General features: G+C 54.8%; 23 protein-coding genes and 1 tRNA gene. 16 read left to right on the top strand and 8 right to left on the bottom strand.

Annotated elements, in window-relative coordinates; all coding sequences use genetic code 11:
• Positions 1–25: 25 nt before the first annotated feature.
• Positions 26–1207 (top strand): sugar efflux transporter SetB, encoded by a 1182-nt coding sequence (gene setB, locus AC2T6E_RS08370; protein ID WP_260662352.1) that lies wholly within the window; start codon positions 26–28, stop codon positions 1205–1207.
• On the opposite strand, the gene AC2T6E_RS08365 is transcribed toward setB, so the two are convergent.
• The gene (locus tag AC2T6E_RS08365) at positions 1204–1458 is read right to left on the bottom strand and encodes a YkgJ family cysteine cluster protein (protein WP_108416608.1); all 255 of its coding nucleotides are present in this window, start codon (positions 1456–1458) and stop codon (positions 1204–1206) included. The genes setB and AC2T6E_RS08365 overlap by 4 nt on opposite strands.
• A gap of 164 nt (positions 1459–1622) precedes the next feature.
• On the opposite strand from AC2T6E_RS08365, the gene yeiP reads away from it, so the two are divergent.
• Positions 1623–2195 (top strand): elongation factor P-like protein YeiP, encoded by a 573-nt coding sequence (yeiP, locus tag AC2T6E_RS08360; protein ID WP_008500940.1) that lies wholly within the window; start codon positions 1623–1625, stop codon positions 2193–2195.
• A gap of 119 nt (positions 2196–2314) precedes the next feature.
• Here yeiP and uxuA read toward each other — a convergent pair whose 3' ends face one another.
• Positions 2315–3505, bottom strand: coding sequence for a mannonate dehydratase (gene uxuA, locus AC2T6E_RS08355; RefSeq protein ID WP_042715826.1), 1191 nt, complete (start codon positions 3503–3505; stop codon positions 2315–2317).
• A gap of 205 nt (positions 3506–3710) precedes the next feature.
• On the opposite strand from uxuA, the gene AC2T6E_RS08350 reads away from it, so the two are divergent.
• The 9 genes from AC2T6E_RS08350 to yejF all read left to right on the top strand — a co-directional run bounded on the left by AC2T6E_RS08350 (position 3711) and on the right by yejF (position 15291).
• Positions 3711–5177 carry a mannitol dehydrogenase family protein gene (locus AC2T6E_RS08350; RefSeq protein ID WP_182400989.1) on the top strand — a complete coding sequence of 489 codons (1467 nt, stop codon included), beginning with the start codon at positions 3711–3713 and terminating at the stop codon, positions 5175–5177.
• A 124-nt stretch (positions 5178–5301) separates the two neighbouring features.
• The gene (locus AC2T6E_RS08345) at positions 5302–6288 is read left to right on the top strand and encodes a CobW family GTP-binding protein (protein ID WP_174339860.1); all 987 of its coding nucleotides are present in this window, start codon (positions 5302–5304) and stop codon (positions 6286–6288) included.
• A 33-nt stretch (positions 6289–6321) separates the two neighbouring features.
• Positions 6322–7017, top strand: coding sequence for a phosphatase PAP2 family protein (locus AC2T6E_RS08340; RefSeq protein WP_089597986.1), 696 nt, complete (start codon positions 6322–6324; stop codon positions 7015–7017).
• A 434-nt stretch (positions 7018–7451) separates the two neighbouring features.
• Positions 7452–8021 (top strand): bifunctional murein DD-endopeptidase/murein LD-carboxypeptidase, encoded by a 570-nt coding sequence (gene mepS / locus AC2T6E_RS08335; RefSeq protein WP_010433488.1) that lies wholly within the window; start codon positions 7452–7454, stop codon positions 8019–8021.
• A gap of 127 nt (positions 8022–8148) precedes the next feature.
• A complete protein-coding gene (locus AC2T6E_RS08330; protein ID WP_108416611.1) occupies positions 8149–9702 on the top strand; it encodes a cyclic di-GMP phosphodiesterase in 1554 nt (517 codons plus the stop codon).
• A gap of 64 nt (positions 9703–9766) precedes the next feature.
• On the top strand, positions 9767–11572 hold the full coding sequence (locus tag AC2T6E_RS08325; protein ID WP_120157812.1) for an extracellular solute-binding protein: 1806 nt from the start codon (positions 9767–9769) through the stop codon (positions 11570–11572).
• A gap of 9 nt (positions 11573–11581) precedes the next feature.
• A complete protein-coding gene (locus AC2T6E_RS08320) occupies positions 11582–12676 on the top strand; it encodes a microcin C ABC transporter permease YejB (RefSeq protein ID WP_486691332.1) in 1095 nt (364 codons plus the stop codon).
• Positions 12676–13701, top strand: coding sequence for an ABC transporter permease (locus AC2T6E_RS08315; protein WP_010433477.1), 1026 nt, complete (start codon positions 12676–12678; stop codon positions 13699–13701). The genes AC2T6E_RS08320 and AC2T6E_RS08315 overlap by 1 nt, the downstream gene beginning before the upstream one ends.
• Positions 13702–15291, top strand: a complete 1590-nt coding sequence (gene yejF / locus AC2T6E_RS08310) for a microcin C ABC transporter ATP-binding protein YejF (RefSeq protein ID WP_486691329.1) — start codon at positions 13702–13704, stop codon at positions 15289–15291.
• A 3-nt stretch (positions 15292–15294) separates the two neighbouring features.
• On the opposite strand, the gene AC2T6E_RS08305 is transcribed toward yejF, so the two are convergent.
• The 3 genes from AC2T6E_RS08305 to rsuA all read right to left on the bottom strand — a co-directional run bounded on the left by AC2T6E_RS08305 (position 15295) and on the right by rsuA (position 17839).
• Positions 15295–15639, bottom strand: coding sequence for a YejG family protein (locus tag AC2T6E_RS08305; protein WP_010433471.1), 345 nt, complete (start codon positions 15637–15639; stop codon positions 15295–15297).
• Positions 15640–15918: 279 nt separating this feature from the next.
• Positions 15919–17115, bottom strand: a complete 1197-nt coding sequence (locus tag AC2T6E_RS08300; protein WP_042714271.1) for a Bcr/CflA family multidrug efflux MFS transporter — start codon at positions 17113–17115, stop codon at positions 15919–15921.
• A 16-nt stretch (positions 17116–17131) separates the two neighbouring features.
• Positions 17132–17839 carry a 16S rRNA pseudouridine(516) synthase RsuA gene (rsuA, locus tag AC2T6E_RS08295; RefSeq protein WP_108416614.1) on the bottom strand — a complete coding sequence of 236 codons (708 nt, stop codon included), beginning with the start codon at positions 17837–17839 and terminating at the stop codon, positions 17132–17134.
• Positions 17840–17990: 151 nt separating this feature from the next.
• Here rsuA and radD point away from each other — a divergent pair, with 151 nt between their 5' ends.
• Together radD and rplY are read left to right on the top strand one after the other, a co-directional pair.
• Positions 17991–19751, top strand: coding sequence for a DNA repair helicase RadD (radD, locus tag AC2T6E_RS08290; protein ID WP_416719257.1), 1761 nt, complete (start codon positions 17991–17993; stop codon positions 19749–19751).
• Between the two features lie 125 nt (positions 19752–19876).
• On the top strand, positions 19877–20161 hold the full coding sequence (gene rplY, locus AC2T6E_RS08285; protein WP_010433464.1) for a 50S ribosomal protein L25: 285 nt from the start codon (positions 19877–19879) through the stop codon (positions 20159–20161).
• A gap of 52 nt (positions 20162–20213) precedes the next feature.
• Here rplY and yejK read toward each other — a convergent pair whose 3' ends face one another.
• Positions 20214–21221, bottom strand: coding sequence for a nucleoid-associated protein YejK (gene yejK / locus AC2T6E_RS08280; RefSeq protein ID WP_008500957.1), 1008 nt, complete (start codon positions 21219–21221; stop codon positions 20214–20216).
• A gap of 134 nt (positions 21222–21355) precedes the next feature.
• On the opposite strand from yejK, the gene AC2T6E_RS08275 reads away from it, so the two are divergent.
• From AC2T6E_RS08275 to AC2T6E_RS08265, 3 genes are all read left to right on the top strand, one after another.
• Positions 21356–21583 carry a YejL family protein gene (locus tag AC2T6E_RS08275; RefSeq protein WP_001135586.1) on the top strand — a complete coding sequence of 76 codons (228 nt, stop codon included), beginning with the start codon at positions 21356–21358 and terminating at the stop codon, positions 21581–21583.
• A gap of 19 nt (positions 21584–21602) precedes the next feature.
• A complete protein-coding gene (gene yejM / locus AC2T6E_RS08270; RefSeq protein WP_010433458.1) occupies positions 21603–23360 on the top strand; it encodes an LPS biosynthesis-modulating metalloenzyme YejM in 1758 nt (585 codons plus the stop codon).
• A gap of 73 nt (positions 23361–23433) precedes the next feature.
• Positions 23434–23510: transfer RNA gene (locus AC2T6E_RS08265), tRNA-Pro, on the top strand.
• A 35-nt stretch (positions 23511–23545) separates the two neighbouring features.
• Here the strand turns inward: AC2T6E_RS08265 and AC2T6E_RS08260 are convergent.
• Positions 23546–24733, bottom strand: a complete 1188-nt coding sequence (locus AC2T6E_RS08260) for an MFS transporter (RefSeq protein ID WP_212473508.1) — start codon at positions 24731–24733, stop codon at positions 23546–23548.
• A gap of 126 nt (positions 24734–24859) precedes the next feature.
• On the bottom strand, positions 24860–25120 hold the full coding sequence (locus AC2T6E_RS08255) for a DUF2534 family protein (RefSeq protein ID WP_010433451.1): 261 nt from the start codon (positions 25118–25120) through the stop codon (positions 24860–24862).
• Between the last annotated feature and the right edge of the window lie 21 nt (positions 25121–25141).

Raw genomic sequence — 25141 nt, 5'->3', positions numbered from 1 at the left:
CCCACGCTGATCCTGATACGAAAACATGCATAACACCCCCGCTGCCGCCTCACCAAAGCCCCTTGATTTGACGTCAACGGCGTTTTTGATCGTTGCTTTCCTTACCGGGATCGCCGGGGCCTTACAAACGCCCACGCTGAGTTTATTTCTGACCAATGAAGTCCACGTCCGTCCGGCGATGGTCGGCTTCTTCTTTACCGGCAGCGCCATCATCGGCATCCTGGTTAGCCAGTTTCTGGCAGGACGTTCCGACAGAAAGGGCGATCGCAAAAGCCTGATTGTCTTTTGTTGCCTGCTGGGGGTATTCGCCTGCGTGCTGTTTGCATGGAACCGTAACTATTTCATTTTGCTGTTTGTTGGGGTATTTCTGAGCAGTTTTGGCTCTACCGCCAACCCGCAGATGTTTGCCCTTGCCCGTGAGCATGCCGACCACACCGGACGCGAGGCGGTGATGTTCAGTTCAATCCTGCGCGCTCAGGTATCGCTGGCATGGGTTATTGGTCCGCCGCTGGCATACGCGCTGGCGATGGGCTTTGGCTTTACGGTGATGTACCTGAGTGCGGCGGTGGCCTTTGTTGTGTGCGGCACAATGGTGTGGTTCTTCCTGCCCTCAATGCGTAAAGAGCCGAAACTGGCGACAGGCACGCTGGAAGCACCGCGTCGTAACCGCCGCGATGCCTTGCTCCTCTTTATTATCTGTACGCTGATGTGGGGCACCAACAGCCTTTATATCATCAACATGCCGCTGTTTATTATTGATGAACTGCACCTGCCGGAGAAGCTGGCGGGCATCATGATGGGGACGGCCGCTGGCCTTGAGATCCCGACCATGCTGATTGCTGGCTATTACGCAAAGCGCTTTGGGAAACGTTTTTTGATGCGCATCGCGGCGGTCGCCGGGCTGCTGTTCTATGTCGGGATGCTGACGGTGCATACGCCCGCGCTGCTGCTGGCTTTACAGCTGCTGAACGCCATCTATATCGGCATTCTCGCCGGGATTGGCATGCTCTACTTCCAGGATTTAATGCCGGGTCAGGCAGGCTCTGCCACCACCCTTTATACTAATACCACCCGCGTGGGCTGGATTATTGCGGGCTCGATGGCCGGTGTCGTGGCGGAGATCTGGAACTACCACACGGTATTCTGGATTGCCCTGGTAATGTGCGTTCTGACGATAACCTGTCTGACGCGGATCAAAGACGTTTAGGGCGCGGTGAGCGCTTCCAGCTCAAGCAGGTACGTCATCGCCTGCGCTCGCGTACTGCCGCACATGTCCGCGGAAGGCTGAAGCCCGGAGCACACCTTCGGGCGCAGGGGCGACCCAAAGATCATACAGAGATTAGCGTCAGAAAGCTGAACGCAGCGGGTATTGGCAGGCTTGCCCTCTGGCATTCCTGGAATGGGGCTTGAAATGGACGGTGCAGTACAGCACGCGCCACAATCTGAACGACAATCCATAAATGCTCTCAGTCAGTGATGAACGCCCGCGCAGTCGGGCATTGGGCGCACAGTAACACCTTTTTTGTATTGATAGCAAAAGCCACGAATTCCGCTTGCCTGAAAGGCCGCGCGCGAGTAATTTGGCGCGATATTTTTTACCTCCCGTAAACAGGATTACTGCAATGCCAAGAGCGAACGAAATTAAGAAAGGTATGGTACTGAATTACAACGGCAAACTGCTGATTGTGAAAGATATCGATATTCAGGCACCTAGCGCCCGTGGTGCAGCGACGCTGTATAAAATGCGTTTCGCCGATGTGCGTACCGGCCTCAAAGTGGAAGAACGCTTTAAAGGTGACGATATCGTCGATACCGTGACCCTGACCCGTCGCTATGTTGATTTCTCCTACATCGACGGCAACGAATACGTGTTCATGGACAAAGAAGATTACACCCCGTACATCTTCACTAAAGATCAGATCGAAGAAGAGCTGCTGTTTATCCCTGAAGGCGGTATGCCGGATATGCAGGTGCTGACCTGGGACGGCGTGCTGCTGGCGCTGGAGCTGCCTCAGACAGTGGATCTGGAAATCGTGGAAACCGCACCGGGCATCAAAGGCGCGTCAGCCAGTGCGCGTAACAAACCGGCTACCCTGACTACCGGTCTGGTTGTGCAGGTGCCAGAATACCTGTCTGCTGGCGAGAAGATCCGCATCCATATCGAAGAAAAACGCTATATGGGTCGCGCTGACTGATTGCGGCGTTTGTCGGGTGGCGGCTTCGCCTTACCCGACCAACAAAAACACAAAAACCGGCTCTCAGGCCGGTTTTTTATTGTAGGCCCGGTAAGCTCAGCGCCACCGGACAACAGAGCTTACAGAAGCTCCGGATACTTCGTCATCTTCAGCGCCAGCTCAACGCCGCGCACTTCTGCCATCCCTTTCAGGCGACCAATCGCCGAATAGCCTGGGTTGGTTTTCTTACGCAGATCGTCCAGCATCTGGTGTCCGTGATCCGGACGGAACGGAATGGGACGCACATCGCCCGCGTGCTTACGGCGCACTTCTTCCGCCAGAATGGCGTCCACCACCGCCACCATATTCACGTCACCGTTCAGGTGCGCGGCTTCGTGGAAGGTTTTTGGGTTCTCTTCGCGGCAGGTTGCACGCAAATGCGTGAAGTGAATACGATCGCCAAAGGTTTCAATCATCCGTACCAGGTCATTATCCGCACGCACGCCGTAAGAACCGGTACACATCGTAAAGCCGTTATAGATACTGTCTACCGTCTCTTTCAGCCACTGCATATCTTCAATCGTCGACACGATACGCGGCAGGCCGAGGATAGGACGCGGAGGATCGTCCGGATGAACAGCAAGACGCACGCCGGACTCTTCTGCCACAGGTACTATCGCGCGCAGGAAGTACGCCATGTTTTCGCGCAGCTGGTTCTTATCGATATCACCGTATTCCGCCAGACGCGCGCGGAACTGGTCCAGCGTGTAGCCTTCTTCAGCACCCGGCAGCCCGGCAATGATGTTGCGGGTCAGCTTTTCAATATCCGCTTCACTTGCCGCGTGGAACCACGCGAGCGCCTGCTGCTGCTCTTCTGCGGTGTAATCCGCTTCAGCACCCGGACGCTTCAGAATGTGCAGTTCAAACGCCGCAAACGCGATCTGGTCGAAACGCAGCGCTTTTGAACCATCCGCCATCTGATATTCAAGATCGGTACGCGTCCAGTCCAGAATCGGCATAAAGTTATAGCAGACCGTATCAATGCCGCAGGCCGCCAGATTACGGATACTCTGCTGATAGTTGGCAATCCAGGTCTGGTATTCACCCGAATGGGTTTTGATATCCTCGTGGACCGGAATACTTTCCACGACTGACCAGGTTAACCCCTTCTCCGCCAGCAACGCCTGACGCTTTTGAATTTCCTCAACCGGCCACACTTGCCCGTTAGGAATATGATGCAGTGCCGTGACAACGCCTGTCGCGCCAGCCTGACGTACATCATCAAGAGAAACCGGATCGTTCGGCCCGTACCAACGCCAGGTTTGTTCCATTGCCTCACCCTCTCAAGTTGTTATACCAATATGGTTTACTGCAATGACGACTACCATACATGTTTACCGCGAAGGGTCAACACAGCGCCACACATTGATTGATCAAACTCACAGAACGGGGATATTTACGGCTTACCAATTCAATTTGTTGTCATATAACTTTACACTACCATTGTTAATTAATGGTTAATCAGGTGTGTATTTCATGAAGACAATTGCTTCCACCTCGCTTCCTGCCCGCGTGCAGCAGCCTCGCTACGATCGCCAGCAATTACGCTCGCGCATTGTCCATTTTGGCTTCGGCGCATTTCACCGCGCGCATCAGGCGTTGTTAACAAACCGGGTGCTGAATGAGAAAGGAGGCGACTGGGGTATTTGTGAAATTAGCCTCTTCAGCGGTGATGTGCTGATGAGCCAGCTGCGCGCGCAGGATCATCTCTTTACCGTGCTGGAGAAAGGTGCGGAGGGGAACCAGGCTATTGTTGTCGGCGCGGTACATGAATGTCTGAATGCCAAACTCGATTCGCTGGCGGCCATTATTGAGAAATTTTGCGAACCGCAGGTTGCGATTGTCTCCCTCACCATCACGGAAAAAGGCTATTGCATCGATCCGGCGACCGGCAAGCTGGATATGCACAATACCCGCATCCTGCACGATCTGGAAAACCCGACCGAGCCGCATTCCGCGCCGGGGATCCTGGTCGAAGCCCTTCACCGCCGTCGCGAGCGCGGCCTGCCGCCGTTTACCGTTCTCTCCTGCGACAATATCCCGGACAACGGCCACGTCGTAAAAAATGCCGTGCTCGGGATGGCGCAAAAACGTTCTGCTGAGCTGGCCGGGTGGATTGATGCTCACGTGAGTTTCCCGGGCACGATGGTCGACAGAATTGTCCCCGCCGCAACGGAGACCTCGCTTGCGGAAATCACGCAGGAACTTGGCGTTGAAGATCCCTGCGCCATCAGCTGCGAGCCGTTTATCCAGTGGGTGGTCGAAGATAACTTTGTCGCCGGACGCCCTGAGTGGGAAGCTGCAGGCGTGCAGATGGTGAAGGATGTTCTACCGTGGGAACAAATGAAGTTGCGGATGCTTAACGGTAGCCACTCTTTTCTGGCTTATCTGGGATACCTCGCCGGATACGCGCATATCAATGAATGCATGGAGGACGCGAGCTTCCGCGAAGCCGCCCGCCGCGTAATGCTGAACGAGCAGGCTCCCACTTTGCGCATCACAGACGTGGATCTCACGGCCTATGCCGACAGCCTGATCGACCGTTTTGCCAATCCCGCATTGCAGCATCGAACCTGGCAAATCGCGATGGACGGCAGCCAGAAGCTACCTCAGCGCATGCTGGATGGGATCCGTGTCCATCTCGAACGTAACAGCGCTTGGCCGCTGCTGGCGCTGGGGGTTGCAGGCTGGATCCGCTACGTCAGCGGCACGGATGAGCGCGGAGACGCGATTGATGTTCGCGACCCGCTTAGTGATAAAATCCAGTCAATCGTCAAGGCCAGCAGTGAAGCGGAGCGCGTGAACGCCCTGCTGACGCTGAGCGAAGTCTTTGGACAGGATCTGCCTCATAACAGCGTCTTTGTAGATGCGGTAAACGAAGCCTATCAGCGCCTCACCCGCTACGGTGCGCGTCAGGCTGTTATTGAAACGTTAAAAATTTAACCATTCTTGCCCTTAAGGCGAACGGAAAACCTCTCCGTTCGCCCTTCCCCCTTCTCATGACGCTTTTTTTTCGCCAAGATGATGACTAATTGTTATAGCATCACAGTCAGTCATGGGAGCGCATGTGACCAAAACCAACCTCATCACCGGTTTTCTCGGCAGCGGAAAAACCACCTCAATTTTGCACCTGCTCGCGAATAAAGATCCGGCAGAAAAGTGGGCCGTACTGGTCAACGAATTCGGCGAAGTGGGCATCGATGGCGCATTGCTGTCTGACAGCGGGGCAATGATCAAAGAGATCCCGGGCGGCTGTATGTGTTGCGTGAATGGTTTACCCATGCAGGTCGGGCTGAACACGCTGCTGCGCCAGGGTAAACCGGACCGTCTGCTGATAGAGCCGACCGGGCTGGGCCACCCTAAGCAGATCCTCGATTTGCTGACCGCCCCGGTTTACGAGCCGTGGATTGACCTGCGCGCCACGCTGTGTCTTCTGGATCCGCGCCTGCTTCTGGACGAGAAGGCCGTGGCCAATGAAAACTTCCGCGATCAGCTCGCCGCGGCAGATATCATCGTGGCGAATAAAGAGGATCGTGCAACGGCTGAAAGCCAGGCCGCGTTCGATGCATGGTGGCAACATTTCGGCGGCGATCGTCAACGGGTTCACACCACTCAGGGCAAAATTGACAATGCCCTGCTCGATCTCCCCCGTCTGAACCTGGCGGAACTGCCCGTCAGCGCGGAACACGCGCATAGCCACGCGGTGAAGCAGGGTCTGGCTGCCCTGAGCCTGCCGGCACATCAGCGCTGGCGTCGTAATCTCAATAGCGGTCAGGGCTACCAGGCTTGCGGATGGATCTTCGATGCCGATACGGTTTTCGACACCATCGGGATTCTGGAATGGGCCAGACTTGCTCCGGTCGATCGCGTCAAAGGCATTATGCGAACCCCGGACGGGCTGGTACGCATCAATCGCCAGGGCGCAGATTTCTTTATCGAAACGCAAAATGTTGCCCCCCCGGACAGCCGGATAGAGTTAATTAGTGCGGTTAACGCCGACTGGAACGCGCTGCAGACCAACCTGTTGAAGCTTCGTTTAAGTTCCGACGGCTAACGTTGCCCCAGATTTCAAACGATGCTGAACGTTATGACGACTCGATTTCCCTTAATACTGCTGCTGAATGCTGCCGGTCTGGCACTCTTTTTATCCTGGTATCTGCCGGTGAACCATGGTTTCTGGTTCCCGCTGGATTCCGGTATTTTCCACTTCTTCAACCAGGCGCTGGTGAAGAGTGAAACCTTCCTGTGGCTGGTCGCGATTACCAACAATCGCGCCTTCGACGGCTGTTCACTGCTGGCCATGGGCTGCCTGATGCTCTCTTTCTGGCTGAAAGAAGATAAAACAGGACGTCGCCGCATTGTGATCACAGGCCTGGTCATGCTGCTGACTGCGGTAGTGATTAACCAGCTGGCGCAACATTTGATGCCGGTAAAACGCGCAAGTCCTTCGCTCTATTTCCCGGATATTCACCGCGTCAGCGAATTACTGCATATCCCGACTAAAGATGCGTCTAAGGACAGTTTCCCCGGCGATCACGGTATGATGCTGCTTATTTTTTCAGCATTCATGCTGCGCTATTTTGGCAAAAAAGCCTTTGCGACGGCGCTGGTAATTGTGGTGGTGTTTGCTTTCCCGCGCGTCATGATCGGCGCTCACTGGCTGACGGATATTGTTGTGGGTTCGCTCTCTGCGGTTCTGATTGGTTTGCCATGGGTGCTGATGACGCCGTTAAGCGATCGATTAATAGCCATTTTTAATCGTTACCTGCCTGGCGATAAGTAACAAGTTCTAAACAAATAACCCATCGTAATTAACGCAAACTATCGGGGATCATTTCGTTCCCTGATAGTCCCCTCTCTTCAATTGCCCCGCGCCGTCATATTCTTGTCATCTCATTCATGTTGAAAATGAAGCAATTGCCTGAGCTGGAGCCGCTTCTGACGGCATTTTGGGGCATTTACGTTTTTTTACTCTCGGTATCACAATTTCTTATAAAAAATCGGACTTTTTTGCTCGCAATGCCCCTTGCAATCGGTTAATCTCGAACTCGTTTTGCCCCACTGAGATAATTATTATCATGGTGAATAAATTTGTGCACTGCGCCACAAATCTGACCAGAAAGAATTGTCTCAATGTGAACAGCTAATTAGTCTCGTCACGTTTGGCATTTTTATAACGATATTTATCGTTAAGGACTTCAAGGGAAAATAAACAAAATGGTCAAATCTCAACCGATTTTGAGATATTTCATGCGGGGGATCCCGGCGATAGCAGTAGCGGTTCTGCTTTCGGCATGTAGTACATCGAACACCGCTAAGAATATGCATCCTGAGACGCGTGTTGTGGGAACAGAAGATTCCTCGTCACTGCAAGCCTCTCAGGATGAATTTGAGAATATGGTGCGTAATCTGGACGTGAAGTCCCGTATTATGGACCAGTATGCTGACTGGAAAGGCGTGCGTTATCGTCTTGGCGGCAGCACGAAAAAAGGCATTGATTGTTCCAGTTTCGTACAACGAACCTTCCGCGAACAATTTGGGTTAGATCTTCCGCGTTCAACCTATGAACAGCAGGAGACGGGCAAGTCGATTTCACGTTCCAAACTGCGTACCGGTGATTTAGTTCTGTTCCGTGCGGGTTCTACGGGTCGACATGTTGGTATCTACATTGGCAACGACCAGTTCGTTCATGCTTCCACCAGCAGCGGTGTGACCATTTCCAGCATGAATGAACCGTACTGGAAGAAGCGCTACAACGAAGCGCGCCGTGTATTGACCCGCAGTTAATATGATGATTGTATCGTTGGTTATCCCTTGGCTGGCGATATAATAAAAAAAAGCACTGCTTCGGCGGTGTTTTTTTTTGCCCGTTACACTGAATACATTCAGCGGCTACTCAGGAATCACGATCTCTATGTTCACCCGCTACTTTTCCAGTCATCGCAAGATACTGTTTCTCAGTATTGTCACAGGGCTGTTTGTCGCCCTGCTCCTGGGCTCATTGCAGTTTTTCTGGAGTTACCACAAGCGGGAAGTCAGATTCGATACCCTGATTGAAGATGTGAGCATCTACATGGAGAGCTACTTCGGGGAGCTAAAAGAGTCTATCGATCTCCTCCAGCCGCTTACGCTGAACAATTGCCATGAGGTTAACGCTGAACTGACTTCACGCGCTGCCTTCAGTATTAATGTGCGCGCCTTCCTGCTGGTCAGAGACAAAATAGCGTTCTGCTCTTCCGCCACAGGGCCAATGAATTCCCCGATGGAAGCGCTTATACCCGAGCTGCACATCAACAAACCGATCGATATTGCCCTGCTGTCCGGCACGCCCATGCTGCCGAATAAACCGGCCATTGCCATCTGGTACCGTAATCCGTTGGTTAAGGACGGCGGCGTCTTTACCTCGGTGAATCTCAATCTGACACCGTACCTGCTCTATGCCGCGCGTCAGGACGAGTTCGCGGGTATTGCCATCATTATTGGCGACAACGCGTTGTCGACAATGTCCAGCACGCTGGTTAAGGCGGAAGATCTCCATGAACACGCCGCCCGCACCGCCACGCTGAAAGACATTCCGCTGACCATCAAGATCTATGCCGAAGCCTGGACCAGCGAGGAAATCCTCTTCGCCCTCTTCTTCGGGCTGGTGTGCGGCATAGCCGCCGGAACGCTCAATTTTTATATCCTGACCATACGTCTGAATCCGGGTAAGGAAATTTTAACCGCGATTAAGCACAATCAGTTCTATGTGGTGTATCAGCCCGTGGTCGATGCTAAAGAGCTGAAAATGCGCGGTGTGGAAGTGCTGATGCGCTGGAAGCACCCGACGATGGGCGAAATCCCACCGGATGCGTTTATTAACTTTGCTGAAGCGCAAAAGCTGATTGTTCCTCTGACGCTGCATCTTTTTGATCTCATTATTCGTGACGCACCGGTATTACAAAGCGTATTGCCTGCGGGAGCCAAGCTGGGGATAAACATTGCGCCAGGGCATTTGCATGCGGAGAGTTTTAAAGAAGATATGCAAAGCTTCAACGCCTCGCTGCCGCCCGATCATTTCCAGACGGTACTGGAAATCACCGAGCGCGACATGATTAATCAGCGCGAGGCCAACCAGCTTTTTGAATGGCTACACAATGAAGGCTTTGAAATCGCGATTGATGATTTCGGGACCGGCCACAGTGCCCTGATTTATCTCGAGCATTTCACAATGGACTATATCAAGATCGACCGGGGTTTTGTCAATGCCATTGGAACCGAAACCGTTACATCGCCCGTACTTGATGCCGTATTGACCCTCGCAAGGCGACTGAACATGTCCACCGTCGCCGAAGGAGTGGAAACGCCCGAGCAGGCGGCCTGGCTGCGCGAGCATGGCGTTAACTTCCTGCAGGGATACTGGATCAGCCGCCCTATGCCGTTGGCGCAGTTTCGCACATGGCAACCCAATATGATGTCCGGTGAATAATTTCACAATGGCGGCGACGTCACTTATTATTCAGTTTTAATGTGAACGAAGGATCCGCCACGAGATGTTTATGCGCGTCGTAGTGATGTTAATGGCGGTGGTGAGCCTGTCCAGCCAGGCGCAAACCATCAAAGAGAGCACGGCATTCGCGGTGATTGGCGAACCTAAATACGTGGTTAATTTTACCCACTACGATTACGTCAACCCCGCCGCGCCTAAAGGCGGAAACGTGACGCTCTCGGCCACGGGCACCTTCGATAACTTTAACCGCTTTGCCCTACGCGGCGTGGCGGCGGCGCGTACGGAGTCCCTCTATGACACGCTGTTTGTGACGTCAGACGATGAGCCGGGCAGCTACTACCCGCTGGTGGCGGAAAACGTACGTTACGCGGATAACTTCGCGTGGGCCGAAATTTCACTTAACCCGCAGGCGCGTTTTCATGATGGCACGCCGGTTAGCGCCCGCGACGTGGCCTTCACGTTTCACAAGTTTATGACCGAAGGGGTCCCGCAGTTCCGTCTGGTGTACAAAGGCACCACCGTAAAAGCTATCGCCCCGCTGACCGTGCGTATCGAACTGAGCGAACCTAACAAAGAGAATATGCTGAGCCTGTTCTCCTTGCCCGTCATGCCTGAGTCCTTCTGGAAAAACCACAAGCTGAGCGACCCGCTCTCCACGCCGCCGCTGGCGGGTGGCCCGTATCGCATTACCGACTGGCGTATGGGGCAGTATGTGGTCTATTCCCGGGTCAAAGATTACTGGGCTGCTAATCTTCCGGTAAACCGTGGCCGCTGGAACTTTGACACCCTTCGCTATGATTATTACCTTGACGATAATGTGGCGTTTGAGGCGTTTAAAGCGGGTGCGTTTGATTTGCGCGTGGAGAGCAGCGCTAAAAACTGGGCTACGCGCTATATCGGGAAAAACTTTGCCAACGGTTACATCGTTAAAGACGAGCATAAAAATGAATCTGCCCAGGATACCCGCTGGCTGGCGTTTAACATCCAGCGCCCGGTATTCAGCGACCGTCGGGTGCGCGAGGCGATTACCCTGGCATTCGATTTCGAGTGGATGAACAAGGCGCTGTTTTACGGCGCCTACAGCCGCGCTAACAGCTATTTCCAGAACACTGAATATGCCGCTCGTGACTATCCTGATGCCGATGAGCTGGTCTTGCTGGCTCCGCTGAAGGCGGAACTCCCGCCAGAGGTCTTTACGAGCGTGTTTGAACCGCCTAAATCCGACGGTAAGGGCTTTGACCGTGACAACCTTCTGAAAGCCAGCGCGCTGCTGGATGAGGCGGGATGGCACCTGAAAAATCAAAAACGGGTGAACGTGCAAACGGGCAAACCGCTGAGTTTCGAGCTCCTGCTCGCTTCAGGGGCAAATGACCAGTGGGTACTGCCGTTTAAGCAGAATCTCGCCCGGCTGGGAATTACTCTGAATATCCGCCAGGTGGATATCGCTCAGCTCACCAACCGCAAGCGCAGCCGGGATTACGATATGATGCAGAGCCTGTGGGCCGCGCAGCCGTGGCCCAGCGGCGATTTGCAAATTTCATGGGCCTCCAGTTATATCAACTCCTCCTACAATGCCCCCGGCGTTAAGAGCCCGGCGATCGACGCGCTGATTGAGAAAATCGTGGCCGCGCAGGGCGATAAAGAAAAATTGCTTCCGCTTGGCCGCGCGCTCGACAGGGTGTTAACCTGGAACTACTACATGCTGCCAATGTGGTACATGGGCGAAGATCGTCTTGCCCGTTGGGACAAATTCTCGCTGCCCTCTGTACGCCCTGTCTATACGCTGGGTTTCGATACCTGGTGGTATGACGTGAACAAAGCCGCCAAACTGCCCGCAGAGCGGCGTTAAGGAATAACAATGGGTGCTTATCTGATCCGCCGCTTGCTGCTGGTTATCCCGACGCTGTGGGCCATCATCACGATTAACTTTTTCATCGTCCAGATTGCCCCTGGCGGACCGGTGGATCAGGCTATCGCCGCTGTGGAATTTGGCCACAGCGGGGGAATGCCCGGCGGCGGCGGTGAAGCGATGGGCGCGAGTCACGCAAGGACCGGCGTGGGGAATATCAGCGAAAGCCACTACCGCGGCGGGCGCGGGTTGGATCCCGAGGTGATCGCCGAGATCACCCATCGCTACGGCTTTGATAAACCGCTGCATGAGCGTTATTTCAAGATGCTCTGGGATTACGTCCGCTTTGATTTTGGCGATAGCCTGTTTCGCAGCGCATCCGTGCTGACGTTAATTAAGCAAAGCCTGCCGGTTTCCGTCACCCTTGGTCTGTGGGGAACGTTGATTATCTATCTGGTCTCCATTCCGTTGGGCATTCGAAAAGCGGTCTACAATGGCAGCCGCTTTGATATCTGGAGTAGCACCTTCATCATCATCGGCTATGCGATTCCGGCGTTTCTGTTTGCGGTTCTGCTTATCGTCTTTTTCGCCGGGGGGAGTTATTTCGATATTTTCCCGCTCCGGGGATTGGTGTCAGCTGATTTCAGCACCCTGCCGTGGTATCAAAAAATCACCGATTATTTCTGGCACATCACGCTGCCGGTGCTCGCGACGGTCATTGGCGGTTTTGCAGCGCTGACGATGCTGACCAAAAACGCCTTTCTTGATGAAATCCGCAAACAGTATGTTGTCACCGCGCGCGCAAAGGGCGTGGGTGAAAAACAGATCATGTGGAAGCACGTTTTCCGCAACGCGATGCTGCTGGTGATTGCCGGATTCCCGGCCACCTTCATCAGTATGTTTTTTACCGGCTCGCTGCTGATAGAGGTGATGTTCTCCCTGAACGGTCTGGGACTGCTGGGCTATGAGGCCACCGTCTCGCGCGATTACCCGGTCATGTTTGGCACACTCTATATTTTCACCCTGATTGGCCTGCTGCTGAATATCATCAGTGATATCAGCTATACGCTGGTCGATCCCCGAATCGATTTTGAGGGCCGCTGATGCCGCGTTTAAGCCCCGTCAACCAGGCCCGCTGGGCACGCTTTCGCCACAACCGCCGCGGCTACTGGTCGCTGTGGATCTTCGCCGTGCTGTTTATCTTAAGCATGTGCGCCGAGCTGATTGCGAACGATAAGCCGCTGCTGGTGCATTTTAACGACCGCTGGTATGTGCCTGTGTTGAACAACTACAGCGAGAGTGATTTTGGCGGCCCGTTTGCGACCCCGGCTGAATATCAGGATCCGTGGCTTCGCGATCAAATCGACAGGCACGGCTGGGCGCTCTGGGCCCCCATTCGCTTTGGCGCAAACAGCATAAACTTTGCTACCTCAACCCCCTTCCCTTCGCCTCCCTCCGCGCAGAACTGGCTGGGAACCGACGCGAACGGCGGTGACGTGCTGGCGCGCATTCTTTACGGCACGCGGATCTCCCTGCTCTTCGGGCTGATGCTGACGCTCTTTTCCAGCGTCATGGGCGTCGTCGCGGGTGCCGTTCAGGGCTATTACGGCGGAAAGCTCGATCTCTGGGGGCAACGCATCATTGAAGTCTGGTCAGGAATGCCAACGCTGTTTCTGATCATCCTGCTGTCCAGCGTCGTGCAGCCTGGCTTCTGGTGGCTGCTGGGGATCACCGTCCTGTTTGGCTGGATGGCGCTGGTGGGCGTAGTGCGCGCGGAATTTCTGCGCACGCGGAACTTTGACTATATCCGTGCCGCACAGGCGCTGGGGGTCAGCGATCGGGCGATTATTTTCCGCCATATGCTCCCCAACGCCGTAGTCGCAACCCTGACCTTTCTGCCCTTTATTTTGTGCAGTTCCATCACCACCCTCACCTCGCTTGATTTCCTTGGTTTTGGGCTGCCGCTCGGCTCGCCATCGCTCGGAGAACTGCTGCTGCAAGGCAAGAACAATCTTCAGGCGCCGTGGCTTGGCATCACTGCGTTTCTCTCAGTGGCCGTGCTGCTTTCGCTGCTGATCTTTATTGGCGAAGCCGTGCGCGATGCCTTTGATCCCGACAAGGCGGTATAGATGACGCAACCTCTTCTGAGCATTGAAAACCTGTCTATTGCCTTTTCGAAGCAGGGCGAAACCCGCACGGTGGTGAATGACCTGTCACTGCAGATCCAGCGCGGCGAAACGCTGGCGCTGGTGGGGGAATCGGGTTCCGGTAAGAGCGTTTCAGCCCTCTCCATCCTGCGTCTGCTCCCTTCCCCGCCGGTCAGCTATCCGCAGGGTGACATTCTGTTCCATGGCAGTTCGCTGCTGCATGCGGATGAGCAAACCCTGCGCGGGATCCGCGGCAATAAGATTGCCATGATTTTTCAGGAGCCGATGGTCTCACTCAACCCGCTGCATACGCTGGAAAAACAGCTCTACGAAGTGCTGTCACTTCACCGGGGCATGCGCAAAGAGGCGGCGCGGGGTGAAATTCTCGATTGCCTTGAGCGCACGGGCATTCGCAATGCCGCCAAACGGCTGACCGATTTTCCGCACCAGCTCTCTGGCGGAGAACGTCAGCGCGTGATGATCGCCATGGCGCTGCTGACGCGTCCTGAACTGCTGATCGCCGATGAACCGACGACGGCACTGGACGTGACGGTTCAGGCGCAGATATTGACGCTGCTGCGGGAACTGCGTGACGAGCTGAACATGAGCCTGCTGTTTATTACGCACAACCTGAGCATCGTAAGAAAGCTGGCTGACAGCGTGGCGGTGATGCAAAACGGACGATGTGTTGAGCAAAATACGGCAGCCTCGCTGCTGACGGCACCTCAACACCCCTATACGCAGCGCCTGCTCAACAGCGAACCCTCCGGCGATCCCGTTCCCCTGGATGCCGACAGCGAGCCGCTGCTGCGCGTTGAGGGGCTGGGCGTTTCATTTCCCGTTCGTAAAGGCATTTTATGGCGCGTTGTCGATCGGAACCCGGTTCTGAAAGATATTCGCTTCTCTCTGCGTCCCGGTGAATCGCTGGGGCTGGTTGGTGAGTCGGGTTCTGGCAAAAGCACCACCGGGCTGGCGCTGCTGCGCTTAATCGCCTCGCAGGGTGAGATCCTCTTTGACGGCATGCCGCTTCACACCCGGAACCGTCGCCAGATGTTGCCCGTGCGTCCACGCATGCAGGTTGTTTTTCAGGATCCCAACTCCTCGCTTAACCCAAGACTGAGTATTTTGCAGATTGTTGAAGAGGGTTTGCGCGTACATCGTCCCACGCTGAGCGCTCAGCAACGTGAAGAAGAGGTCATGCTTGTCATGGCTGAAGTGGGATTAGATCCCGCTACGCGCCACCGCTATCCTGCGGAATTTTCCGGCGGTCAGCGCCAGCGCATCGCGATTGCCCGCGCGTTGATCCTGAAACCTGAGTTGATCATTCTTGATGAACCCACCTCTTCACTGGACAGAACCGTACAGGCGCAGATCCTGACGCTGTTAAAAGGGTTACAGGAGAAACATCGGCTGGCCTATATCTTCATCAGCCACGATTTACAGGTGGTGCGGGCGTTGTGCCATCAGGTGATTGTGTTGCGGCAGGGAGAAGTCGTCGAACAGGGAGAGTGCCAGCGCGTATTCACTGCGCCGACGCAGAGCTACACGCGCCAGCTACTGTCAGCAGACTAGCGCTCAGAAAGGATATTGACCAGAGAAAGGCTCGGCAATTGCCACGCCGAAGTTTTTCAGACGGCAGGTGGCAGCGAATTCATCCTGGCTGTTCACAAACAGGCAAGGCTCGCCTTCGCATTCCAGCACGGAGCTATCCACTTCGATATCCGTCAGCGCCTGACTGAGGCGCTCCATGACCGGCCATGCATTTTCGTCGCTCGGACTCAGCAGTTTGAGCGCAACCAAACAATTCTCGCACCCTGCGCCGCTTTGCGGAATCGGTTCAACTTTCGAACCTGCAAAACCCGCCGACCAGCGATAGCTCTGGGGCAAGCGATGGACAATGGAGAGTTGTAATGTATTCACGTTCGTTCCCCGGAAGCAAAATTACTTCACAATTTATTTACATTTATAGTATCACATGATTGCAAACCTGCACTATTTAGCGGTTTTTATAGGCATTGCAGGCTCGCGTGGGCGCTATATGTACCCGTTTCTGCGATCTAACTCAACCTTTTTAAATACAATGATGTGACTTTTTACATAAATAGATTTTACATAAAAGAAACAAACACAGGGTAAACGAACAGCGCTTTGGTTGATATGCATCAACAAAAAAGGCCCGAATCGGGCCTTCAGCGTGCTTTAGTGAGCGGCTTTACGCGGCCGACTGGCATAAAGATAGAAAAGAATGGAGCTGGTTGCGCAGAAAGCGATAGCCCACAGCATCGGCCATGCGGTGTTAAACGTGGCCATCGAGAGCAGCGCCCCAACGACAGCGCCAATCCCAAAGCGGAACGTCCCCGCCAGTGACGACGCCGTGCCTGCCATGTGCGGGAATTCGTCAAGGATTACCGCCATCGCGTTGGAAGAGATCATCGACACGCAGCCGACAAACGCCGCCACGCCCACCACCAGCGCCCAGAAGCCAATCCCCAGAAACGCGCTCACCACCATCCAGATAGCCATAACGAACTGGATCCACAGCCCGGCGCGGAACATATTGATCGCCCCTACCCGCCGTACAAAGCGGCTGTTGATGATGGTCATAACAAACAGAAACACGATGTTCAGCGCAAAGTAATAGCCAAAGTGCTGCGGTGAAACGTGGTTCAGTTCGATATAAACAAACGGCCCGGCGCTCAGGAAGGAGAACATCCCGGCAAAGCTGAAGCCGCTCGCCAGCATGTAGCTCAGCACGCGCTTATGGCGAAACAGCGAGGCGAAATTCCCCATTGTCGTACGAATGTGGAACTTCTGCCGACGCTCGACGGGCAGCGTTTCATCAATAAAGAAGAAGATCATCGCCGACGCCAGCAGCGCGGCAACCGCCAGGATCCAGAAAATGGCGTGCCAGCTGAACCACACCAGCACGGCACCACCGACCATCGGGGCCACCAGCGGCGCAATGGTGGTGACCAGCATGACGAACGACATCATGCGGGAGAACTCTTCTTTCGGGTAGACATCGCGCATCAGGGCGTTGATCACCACGCTCGCGGCGGCGGCGGCCAGACCGTGGAAAAAGCGCATGATAATCAGCTGATCGATACTCTGCGCCAGCGCACAGGCGACGGCTGCACCCGCAAAGACCAGCGTTCCGCCCAGGATAACAGGCTTGCGCCCAAGGCTATCCGCCATCGGCCCATACAGAAGCTGACCGATAGCAAAACCGAGAATATAGGTACTGAGCGTCATCTGCGCGCTGCCCGCCGGTACGCCAAACTGCGCGGAAATCACCGGCAACGCGGGCAGATACATATCGATGGAGAGCGGCATCAGCATCGCCAGCAGGCCAAGGATGAAAACGATCTTGAAAGACGAGTGTGGCCTGGTGGTCACAGAGTTCTCCTGAAATTTAGCGTGAAGGCAGACCGACGCTGGCGATCTCTTCTTCCGTTAACGGGCGGTATTCGCCTGGCTCGAGTTCCGGGTCAAGCTCAATCGCACCAATACGTTCACGATGCAGGCCCACAACGTGGTTGCCCACTGCGGCGAACATCCGTTTCACCTGGTGATAGCGACCTTCGCTGATGGTCAGACGCACTTCCGTCGGGGTGATGACTTCAAGCACCGCCGGTTTGGTCAGATCTTTTTCATTATGCAGCTGAACGCCTTTGGTGAATTGCTCTGCCGTGTCATCCGATACCGGCGACTCCAGCGTGACCAGATAGGTTTTCTCGCAGTGATGGCGCGGAGAGGTGATGCGGTGAGACCACTGACCGTCATCGGTCATCAGCACCAGACCGGTAGTATCGATATCCAGACGACCCGCGGCATGCAGCTTGTGCGCCACTGGCTCATCAAGGAAATAGAGCACCGTCGGGTGATCCGGATCGTCCGTTGAACAGACGTAGCCTTCCGGTTTGTTGAGCATGAAATAGCGCGGACCGTGCTGCTGGGTCAGCGGATTGCCGTCATACTCCACCTGATGTTCAGGCTGGAGTTTGAAAGCGGTGTCTTTCACAATATCGCCATCCACGGTAACGCGGCTGGCGCGAATCTCGCGCCCGGCAATAGCGCGGCTTACGCCGAGTTGCTGAGCGATAAACTTATCAAGTCGCATGAAATCTTTTTAGCCTTAATGGTGCTGGAAGTCGGACAACGCGCCCGAAAAAGAAGCAGTCAAGAACGGTTCAGTATAATGGTCTGGTTGCGCCACTCAAGGGAAAAAGTTTCGTGGCATACTATGTGCGGAATAACGAAACCGAGACACCATGACTTTTACACTTCGCCCCTATCAGCAAGAAGCCGTCGACGCCACCCTCGCCTGGTTCCGTAAACATCGGGAACCGGCAGCCATCGTGCTCCCGACAGGTGCAGGCAAAAGCCTTGTCATCGCCGAGCTGGCGCGTCTGGCACGCGGGCGCGTGCTGGTGCTGGCGCACGTTAAAGAGCTGGTAGCGCAAAACCATGCCAAATATTGTGCGCTTGGACTTGAGGCCGATATTTTCGCCGCCGGGCTGAAGCGCAAAGAGAGTCACGGCAAAGTGGTGTTTGGCAGCGTGCAGTCGGTCGCCCGTAACCTGGACCTGTTTCGCAGCGAGTTTTCACTGTTGATTGTCGACGAGTGTCACCGCATTAGCGATGACGACGACAGCCAGTATCAGCAAATCCTGACGCATCTGAAGGAAGTGAACCCTCACATTCGCCTTCTCGGCCTGACGGCCACGCCGTTTCGTCTGGGGAAAGGCTGGATTTATCACTTCCATTATCACGGCATGGTGCGCGGGGATGCGAAAGCCCTGTTCAGCGACTGCATTTATGAGCTTCCGCTGCGCTACATGATTAAACATGGCTACCTGACGCCGCCGGAGCGGCTGGATATGCCGGTGGTGCAGTACGACTTCAGCCGCCTGCAGGCGCAAAGCAACGGATTATTCAGCGAGGCCGATCTTAATCAGGAGCTGAAAAAACAAAAGCGCATTACCCCGCACATCATCAGCCAGATTGAAGAGTTTGCGCAGACGCGCAAAGGGGTGATGATCTTTGCGGCCACCATTGAGCATGCCCGAGAAATTACCGGGTTGCTGCCCGCTGACGACGCGGCGCTGATCACCGGCGAAACGCCCGGACCGGAGCGCGACAGCCTGATCGACGCCTTCAAAGCGCAGCGGTTTCGCTATCTGGTCAACGTGTCGGTGTTAACCACCGGGTTTGATGCGCCGCACGTTGACCTGATTGCTATTTTACGCCCGACCGAATCGGTGAGTCTCTATCAGCAGATTGTGGGCCGCGGCCTACGCCTCTCGCCGGGCAAAACCGACTGCCTGATTCTGGATTACGCCGGGAATCCGCACGATCTGTACTCCCCTGAGGTCGGCACACCGAAAGGCAAAAGTGACAACGTGCCGGTCCAGGTGTTTTGTCCCGCCTGCGGGTTTGCCAATACCTTTTGGGGGAAAACTACCGCCGACGGTACGCTGATCGAACACTTTGGCCGCCGCTGTCAGGGCTGGTTTGAAGACGATGAAGGCCATCGCGAGCAGTGCGATTTTCGTTTCCGCTTTAAAAACTGTCCGCAGTGCAATGCCGAAAACGATATTGCCGCCTGTCGCTGCCGGGAGTGTGACACGATCCTGGTCGACCCTGATGACATGCTTAAGGCTGCGCTGAAGCTGAAAGATGCCCTGGTGCTGCGTTGTTCCGGCATGGCCCTGCAGCCCGGTGCGGATGAAAAAGGCGAATGGCTGAAAATCACCTACTACGATGAGGATGGCGCAGACGTCAGCGAGCGTTTCCGGGTGCACACACCTGCACAGAGAACGGCTTTTGAGCAACTCTTTATCCGCCCGCACACCCGCACGCCGGGGGTACCGCTGCGCTGGATAACCGTTGCTGATATCGTTCATCAGCAGGCGCTGCTGCGCCACCCGGATTTTGTTGTCGCCCGCAGGAAAGGCCAGTTCTGGCAGGTGCGTGAGAAGGTCTTCGACTACGAAGGACGCTTCCGCCGGGCAAATGAATTGCGCGGTTAACGGGACTTTTCGTTGATGTGAGGGGCATTTGAGTGTAAAATGCCGCCCGCTTCACATCCGTGAGGCAGAACACTCACCTGCTGCTGGGTCGCCTGTAGTAGGGTTTTAAATACAGAGAGAAATCAATGTTCACTATCGAAGCAGAAGTACGTAACGTGCAGGGTAAGGGTGCGAGCCGCCGCCTGCGTAACGCCAACAAGTTCCCAGCTATCGTTTACGGTGGCGAAGCTGCTCCAGTTGCAATCGAACTGGACCACGACAAAGTATGGAACCTGCAGACCAAAGCTGAATTCTACAGCGAAGTTCTGACCATCGTTGTTGGCGGTAAAGAAGAAAAAGTGAAGGTTCAGGCTGTACAGCGTCACCCGTTCAAGCCAAAACTGTCTCACATCGACTTCGTTCGCGCGTAATCGCAAACTCGTCGAATAAAAACCCCGCTTCTGCGGGGTTTTTTTATGGCTGCTATTTACCGCCAGAGGTGCGGCGCTGCAGCTGATCGCGCAGGTTCGGCGGCGTGCCTTTGATGGTCAGCGTGTCGGTGGCCGGATCCCAGAAGATGCGTTCCCCCAACAGCATGGCGTCAAAGTTGATGGTTAATCCACCGCCGCTACCGGCAAATTTGGTGAGCTGACGCAGCGTACTGCGATCTGCCGGGAAGCTCTCTTCCAGTTCATAGCCTTTTTCAGCCGTAAATTCCTGGAAGCTGACTTCACTCACACCTGCCAACTCTTTTGACAGTGATTCCAGCTCAATCTCTTCGCCTGCCTGCAGCTGCTCGTTGCAGTAGCTGTAAACCTGCTGACGCACGGTCTGACGCTCGGATTTATCGAGCTGCGCTTCTGCCGTAAAATCATCAACCGCCTGCAGCAGACCTTTGTTCTGCGCTTTGGCATTCAGACCTTCGCTGGCGCCGAGGAAGTCCATAAAGAAATCGGCGACTTTGCGCCCCACGCGCCCTTTCAGGAAAGTCAGATAGCGGGTCGATTCCGGATTGGTTTCCCACTCGGTCAAATCAATACGCGCCACGATATCCGCATGGTTGATATCCAGATAGTGCGTCGAGCTGATGTCCAGCTGCTCATTCACGCGCATGCTGCTTAAGTTGTTCAGCACGGTCACCAGCAGGTATTCCACCGCCAGGTAACGGTAATGGCAGAACAGGACGATACCACCATCGGCGAACGGATATTTTGCCAGCTCGTCACGCAGACGCCCGGTTGCGGCACGGCTGAATGCCAGGAAATCTTCTTCGCCCTGACGCTGAAGACGCAGGCTATCCGCCAGTTCGCTCTCTTCGCTGAACAGACCATAGGCTTTATTTTTAGCACTGTAGACGCGGTGCAACTCCGCCATCATTTCCACAACGGTCGCCGTGGGTTCAAGTAACGAATCGCGCAGCACCACTTCAAGGGTTTGCTCATCACGCTTGATAAGCTGGTGCAAGGCAATCTGGTTGATTTCCAGACTCATGATAAACTCTCCTTTTAGACCGGGCGGTATTCAACCACCACCAGCGCATGTGTGCAACAGAAGATAAAAAAGGGGAAAAAAAGCTGTTGCTACGGTAATATGTCGCCCTTCTCTCAACAAACTGATTTTGATTTATGCCACAACATTCCCGCTACAGTGACGAACACGTTGAACAACTGCTCAGTGAGCTGGTCAACGTACTGGAAAAACATAAAACGCCAACCGATCTCTCCCTGATGGTTTTGGGAAATATGGTTACCAACCTTATCAACACCAGCGTTGCTCCGGCTCAACGTCAGGCGATCGCCAAATCTTTCGCCCAGGCACTGCAGTCCTCGGTTAGCGACGACCAGGCACACTAAGGGAAACGAACAACAGTTTATGGTGACGAATCGTCAGCGCTACCGTGAAAAAGTCTCCCAGATGGTCAGCTGGGGGCACTGGTTTGCCCTGTTCAACATTCTGTTGGCGATGGTTCTCGGCTGCCGTTATCTGTTTGTGGCGGACTGGCCCACCACGCTTATCGGACGTGTTTACTCCTGGATAAGCCTGGTCGGTCACTTTAGCTTTCTGGTCTTCGCCACCTATCTGCTCATCCTGTTCCCTCTGACGTTTATCGTCATGTCGCAGCGTCTGATGCGGTTCTTGTCCGCCATCCTTGCGACCGCGGGCATGACGCTTTTGCTGATCGACAGCGAAGTCTTTACCCGTTTCCACCTGCATCTCAACCCTATTGTCTGGGAGCTGGTCATTAACCCCGATCAGAACGAGACCGCACGTGACTGGCAGCTGATGTTTATCAGCGTGCCCATTATTCTTCTGATTGAGATGCTGTTCGCCACCTGGAGCTGGCAGAAGCTGCGAAGCCTCACCCGGCGGCGCCATTACGCGAAGCCCGTTGCCGCGCTCTTTTTCATCTCATTCATCAGTTCGCACCTCATGTATATCTGGGCGGATGCGAACTTCTATCGTCCTATCACCATGCAGCGCGCAAACCTGCCGCTCTCGTATCCGATGACGGCACGTCGTTTCCTTGAGAAACACGGTCTGCTGGATGCGCAGGAGTATCAGCGCCGCCTGGTCGAGCAAGGTAATCCGGAAGCGGTCAGCGTGCAGTATCCGCTGAGCGATTTGCGCTATCGCGACATGGGCCGCGGGCAAAACGTTCTGCTGATCACCGTTGATGGTCTGAACTATTCGCGCTACGAGAAGCAGATGCCCGCACTGGCGGCGTTCGCGGATAAGAACATCACCTTTACGCAGCATATGAGCTCGGGCAACTCAACCGACGCGGGTATTTTCGGCCTGTTCTATGGGATATCGCCGAGCTACATGGATGGTGTACTGTCTTCACGCACGCCAGCAGCATTGATTACCGGGCTTAACCAGCAAGGTTATCAGCTGGGGCTGTTCGCGTCCGATGGCTTCAACAGTTCGCTGTACCGTCAGGCTCTGCTCTCTGATTTCTCTCTGCCTGCCGCGCAGAGCCAGTCTGACACCCAGACGGCAAACCAGTGGATTAACTGGCTGCAGCGCTACGCTCAGGAAGATAACCGCTGGTTCTCCTGGGTTGCGTTTAACGGCACAACGGATGACAGCAATCAGAAAGGCTTCACCCGTCGTTACACGCGTGCGGCAGGTGATGTTGATGCACAAATTGCGCGCGTGCTGACCGCCCTGAACGACTCGGGCAAGCTGGACAATACGGTGGTGATTATCACTGCAGGCCATGGCGTGCCGCTGGGCGACGACATGGAGAGCATGGCCTGGTCACGTCCGAACCTGCATGTGCCACTGATCGTTCACTGGCCGGGTACCCCTGCGCAGCGCATCAATATGCTTACCGATCATAAAGATGTGATGACCACATTGATGCAGCGCTTGTTGCACGTCAGCACGCCGGCTAACGAGTACTCTCAGGGGCAAGATCTCTTTAGCGCCACTCGTCGTCATAACTGGGTGACTGCCGCAGGTGGCAATACGCTGGCGGTGACGACACCTGAGCTGACGCTGGTACTGAACAGTAACGGGAGTTATCAGACCTATAACCTGAAGGGCGAGAAGCTGAAGGATCAAAAACCACAGCTCAGCCTGCTGTTGCAGGTCCTGACGGACGAGAAACGGTTTATCGCTAACTGATTAATAATAAACCAGTTAGCGCGTTCTTCCCCTTGCATTCAAAAAGGAATCGAGTAGTATTCCTTTCATGCGTCGGCACGTAGCGCAGCCTGGTAGCGCACCGTCATGGGGTGTCGGGGGTCGGAGGTTCAAATCCTCTCGTGCCGACCAAAACTTTTAAAACCAGCCTTTTACGGCTGGTTTTTTTATTTCAGCGCGTCCGGCGTTTTACGCAAGTAAACCAGCGTAGCCAGGCAAATCACCGCCCCGGCATAAAACGTATATTCTGCGCCTGCCGCTTCCCAGATCGCTCCTGCCCCCACGCTGGCAATAAGCAAGCTAACGCCACTGACCATGCTGAAAATGCCGTAGGCGGTGCCGCGTAAATCCGCTGGTGCAGTTTTCGCAATCATTGCCGCCAACAGTCCCTGCGTCATCCCCATGTGCAAGCCCCACAGCGCGACGCCTAAAATAATCCCGCCCCAGTGGGAACTCAGCGCCAGCACAACGTCGGCACCTATTAATACCACCAATCCCCACTGCAGCAGCCGGGTGTGACTCATTGAGTCTGAGAGCTTGCCAAAAGGATAGGCTGACAGGAAATAGAGCAGGTTCATGGCCACCATCACCAGTGGGATCAACGCCAGCGGGACGCCCGACTGCTGCGCGCGAAGCACCAGAAACGCTTCACTAAAGCGAGCCAGAGTGAAGACGGCCCCCAGTCCAATGACCCACCAGCAGCCTTTGCCCAGCCGCTTCAGGTTCTCTTTTTTAATCGGATTGGTTCGCTTATGTTCGACAGGGGTTTTCGGTTCACGAAGTCCGAAGAAAAGTAACGCTACGGCGAGCACGCCGGGGATCACTGCGATCCAGAATATGGTGCGAAAATCGTCGTTCCACAGCAGCATTAACCCGACGGCCAGCAAGGGGCCAAGAAATGCACCGATGGTATCCATAGACTGACGCAGACCGAACGCCGCACCGCGCAGTTCCGGCGGCGTCACGTCAGCGACCAGCGCGTCCCGCGGTGCGCCGCGGATGCCCTTCCCCACCCGGTCGATGAGTCGTGCCCCCAGAATCATGCCGGATGACGAGGCGATGGCGAACAGCGGTTTGCTCAGCGCGCCCAGCCCGTAGCCCAACACCGCCAGCCCTTTTCGCTTGCCGAGATAGTCGCTGATTGCACCGGAAAAGACTTTAATAAACAGCGCCGTGGCTTCTGCCAAACCTTCAATAAGACCGATGAAAATCACGCTGGCACCGAGCGTTGTGACCATAAACAACGGCAGCAGGCTGTGAATGATCTCCGAGGAGATATCCATCAACATGCTAACGCCACCTACAACCCAGACTCCTTTCGGGATCCGGCTGAGCGTTGCAAACCGGGATAACATTGAGCATCTCCTGCTTTCTGTAGAACAATCTCGTTCGACACAGAATATCCTGGAAATGCGAATAAATATCATCAGACATAAAAAAAGCCAGCCCGAGAGGCTGGCTTGATTCTCGCCGATAAACGATCAGTGCTTATCGCGTCCGCCCAGGAAGAAAATGCCCAGCGGAATGGCAAGCAGAACGGTGAACACCAGGCTGTAAACAAAGATCATCGCCGATTGCAGAACGTACATGCTGGTCGTCCATGCAGAGAGGGGAATGTTGTACTGTTCAATGACGCCAACAATGGTTGCCCTTCCAACGCATGCAGCAGCAATCATAAACACAACCAGCAGCGCCAGCAGGAATTTACGGCCTTCAGGTGTTTTCAGTTTTGCGCGAACCATCTCTCTTCCCTTTACAGATGA

Source organism: Enterobacter sp. B79-1, from assembly GCF_057444735.1.
Note: the sequence above shows the minus strand (reverse complement) of the source record. Positions and strands in the feature narration are given on the sequence as shown.